Annotated in this window: 2 protein-coding genes and 1 pseudogene; 1 reads left to right on the forward strand and 2 read right to left on the reverse strand. The window is 67.4% G+C overall.

What is annotated here, in order from left to right; all coding sequences use genetic code 11:
- Positions 1-1,086, reverse strand: a 1,086-nt coding sequence (locus tag ACFWOG_RS40385; protein WP_380364683.1) for a reverse transcriptase domain-containing protein, incomplete at its 3' end; no start/stop codon positions are given.
- A gap of 672 nt (positions 1,087-1,758) precedes the next feature.
- Positions 1,759-2,151, reverse strand: a pseudogene (locus ACFWOG_RS40390) (IS21 family transposase); the annotation flags it as partial.
- A 351-nt stretch (positions 2,152-2,502) separates the two neighbouring features.
- Here ACFWOG_RS40390 and ACFWOG_RS40395 point away from each other — a divergent pair.
- The gene (locus ACFWOG_RS40395; RefSeq protein WP_380364685.1) at positions 2,503-2,712 is read left to right on the forward strand and encodes a hypothetical protein; all 210 of its coding nucleotides are present in this window, start codon (positions 2,503-2,505) and stop codon (positions 2,710-2,712) included.
- The last annotated feature ends 163 nt before the right edge of the window (positions 2,713-2,875 follow it).

Below are 2,875 nucleotides of genomic sequence, written 5' to 3' on the forward strand. Positions count from 1 at the left end.
GATCTGTGAACACTTGTCCGGAGCTACGCTGCTGTCATCGGTCTCAGCCCTCCAATCAGCGTGCTCGCTCGAACCATGCGACTTCGTGTCGCACCCAGGAAGTCGAAGCCCTCTTCGAGGTGGACGACCTGCGTCTTGTTCCTCGTTGAAGACCAGCCCCCGGGGCGCGAGCCATTCGGCGAGCCGTGCCTTGACCTGCTGGGCCTGCTGTTCGGAATGACAGCAGACCACCAGGTCATCGGCGTATCGGACCAGGATCGGGGAGTTCGCCTTCGCGATCCCGGCGTGAACGCCGCGCTCGCGGTAGCGGACCCCTGCGGCCTCCTCCAGGCCGTGCAGGGCCACGTTCATCAACAAGGGGCTGACCACGCCGCCTTGGGGAGTTCCCTCCTCAGTGCGGACGAGCATGCCCTCCTCGACCACCCCGGCCTTCAGCCAGCCCCGGATCAGATCCCTGGCCGGGAACGAACCGAGGCTCTCCAGGAGCCGGACATGGTCGATCTTGTCGAACGCGGCCGACAGATCGGCGTCCAGAATCCACACCCGCTGGGTCCGGGACCCTTTGAGCGCGTTGTAGAGGGCGCCGATGGCATCGGCACAGCTTCGACCGGGACGAAATCCGTAGGAGCGGGACTCGAACCGGGCTTCCCACTCGGGCTCCAGCGCGTTGCGGACCCGTGCCTGGTGGCACCGATCCATGATCACTGGGATGCCGAGCGGACGCTGCTTGCCGTTGGCCTTCGGGATGAACACGCGTCGAACCGGAACCGGGTCCCAGGTCGAGCGGTCACGGTGCACTCGCTCCGCGACCTCCGCCCTGGACTGCGACGACAAGGCGACCTCGCCGTCGATCCCGGCCGTCCGACGCCCGGTGTTGCGCTGGGTCACCTGTCGCACGCTGATCAGCGTGTTCGACCATGAGCCCAGCATCATCTTCTGCAAGGACCGGACGCGGGCCCAGTCCTCGTTCCGCGCCGCCTTGAAGATCCGGTGCCGCAGCCTCGTTACGTTCTCCTCGTGGTGCCGCCAGACGACGGCGTCCCACTCCAGACCGCCCTCGGGTCCGTTCACCTCAACGGTGTCCAACTTGTCCCTCAGTTCGCAAGGTCGCAAGACCATCTGTTCAAAGGCTCACCTGCCCACGTCAGCGCCCTTTCGGGCCCGGTCGCAGGACCGGCATCCGGTCGGTTCCCCGCGGCGGCCGCCTGGAGCGACGGCCCGTTGCCGCGAGTCCCGTCGCCTTTCGGCTACCGGCATCTGCTTCTTGGGCATCCTGTCCCGCCGGGGGCTTCCGCCCCTCTTGCGATCGGCCTACCGGGCCGGATGACCGGCTCGGACCCCGACGGGGTTTCCACGTTCCGCGTATGTGAGATGCGACCGGGGTGGGTGCCTCCTAAACCCCGGGGCCAGCGGTGTTCACGCAACCTCTGGGGACGCTGAGGTCGCCGCTTGCCGCCTCCACCAGCGGCCAGGCCCTATCACCTGGTGTCCTTCCCGTCTTCCAGGCTTGCGATGACGAGGTGTCATCAGAGGTTCACTCACGTTCACCCGTCCGGTCTTCCCCTTGCCCGGTTGCTCCCCCGGACAGAACGGGGGCCCTTGGGCGTCTTCCTCAAGCTCCGCACCCCCGGCAGGCAGGACCTGCGGACGCACGTTGAGGAGGGGACCGATCTCGAACACTGATCAGGAACTACGCAACCGGCATTGCCGGCCTCCAATCTGCGAGTTCACTCGCCATACGCGACTTCGTGTCGCACCGCCCCAGTCCCACTGCAGCCAGAGCGCCGGCTCGGTGATCCAGGGTCGGTAGATTCGCCGCTGCCCGGTCCTGAACTGGGCTTTCGCCTCGGCGACGGTGCGGCGGGTAGTGCGTTCCCCGCCGGTGAAGCCCATCGCGGAGATCCGCTTGTGGACCACGTCGGCGCGGATCCGGCCGCCGGAGCGGACCACGAGCTCCTCGATCTTGGGCAGGAAGGCGTCGATCGCCCGGTCGCGGTGTCGGCGCTGGTCGGGCTGCTGGCCGGCCGCGCGCATCTTCACATAGCGGGCGACCGTGTGGTGGTCGCATCCGGCCAGCTCAGCGGCCGAGCGGTAACTGCCCGTGAGGTCGTAGGCCTCCAGGATTTCCATGATCTCCCTGCTGTTCTTCACCCGGTCGAGCGTCGCCGACCGGGGAGGGGTGGGGCGAGCGGGGAGATATCTGGCCGTCCACGGGGAAACCCCTGGCCATCAGTGGGGCCCTATATGGCCGCCTATGGGGAGCTTGTCACGACCGCTGTCAGCTTCTCCGGCTTCAACACCCAGGAGCTGCACCGGAGGCCCTGTCTTCATGCGTCCATCACCCAGCGATCACCCGAACGGGATTCCCGTTCGATCGGCAACCGCCCTGATCGGTACGACAACGGCGTCTCACACCAACGGCATACCGCAGGGATCACGAACCGTCACTACCCGACGACAACCCGAAATGCTCAGTAACTGGCCGGCTGGCAGCTACCCCACCTGACCGACGACCCCACCCTGATCGCCACCGAGCTCGCCACCAACGCCCTCCGCCACGGCGCCACCCCCGCCCGGGCGAGCCTGGCACTCTGCGAACTCAAAACCGGCCGGCAGGTCGTATGCCTGGAAATCGAGGACTCCGCCCCAGGCTTCAACGTGCGCACCACTGCGACCGCCGATGCCGAGCGATGCAGCGGCCGGGCCTGCTGATGGTCGCGGCCCTCAGCAGCGCCTGGGGCGCCCTGCAGGCCACCGCCGGCCAACTGGTCTGGGCCGAACTGCCCGCCCGAGCGGCAACCAACGACATCGAACCACCCGAAAGAGGGCACCTGAGCGACGCCCGTAGGGCGCGTGTGGGGGTGAGCCATTTCCC

This window comes from Kitasatospora sp. NPDC058406, assembly GCF_042722765.1.
In the GTDB taxonomy this organism is placed as follows: Bacteria; Actinomycetota; Actinomycetes; order Streptomycetales; family Streptomycetaceae; genus Kitasatospora.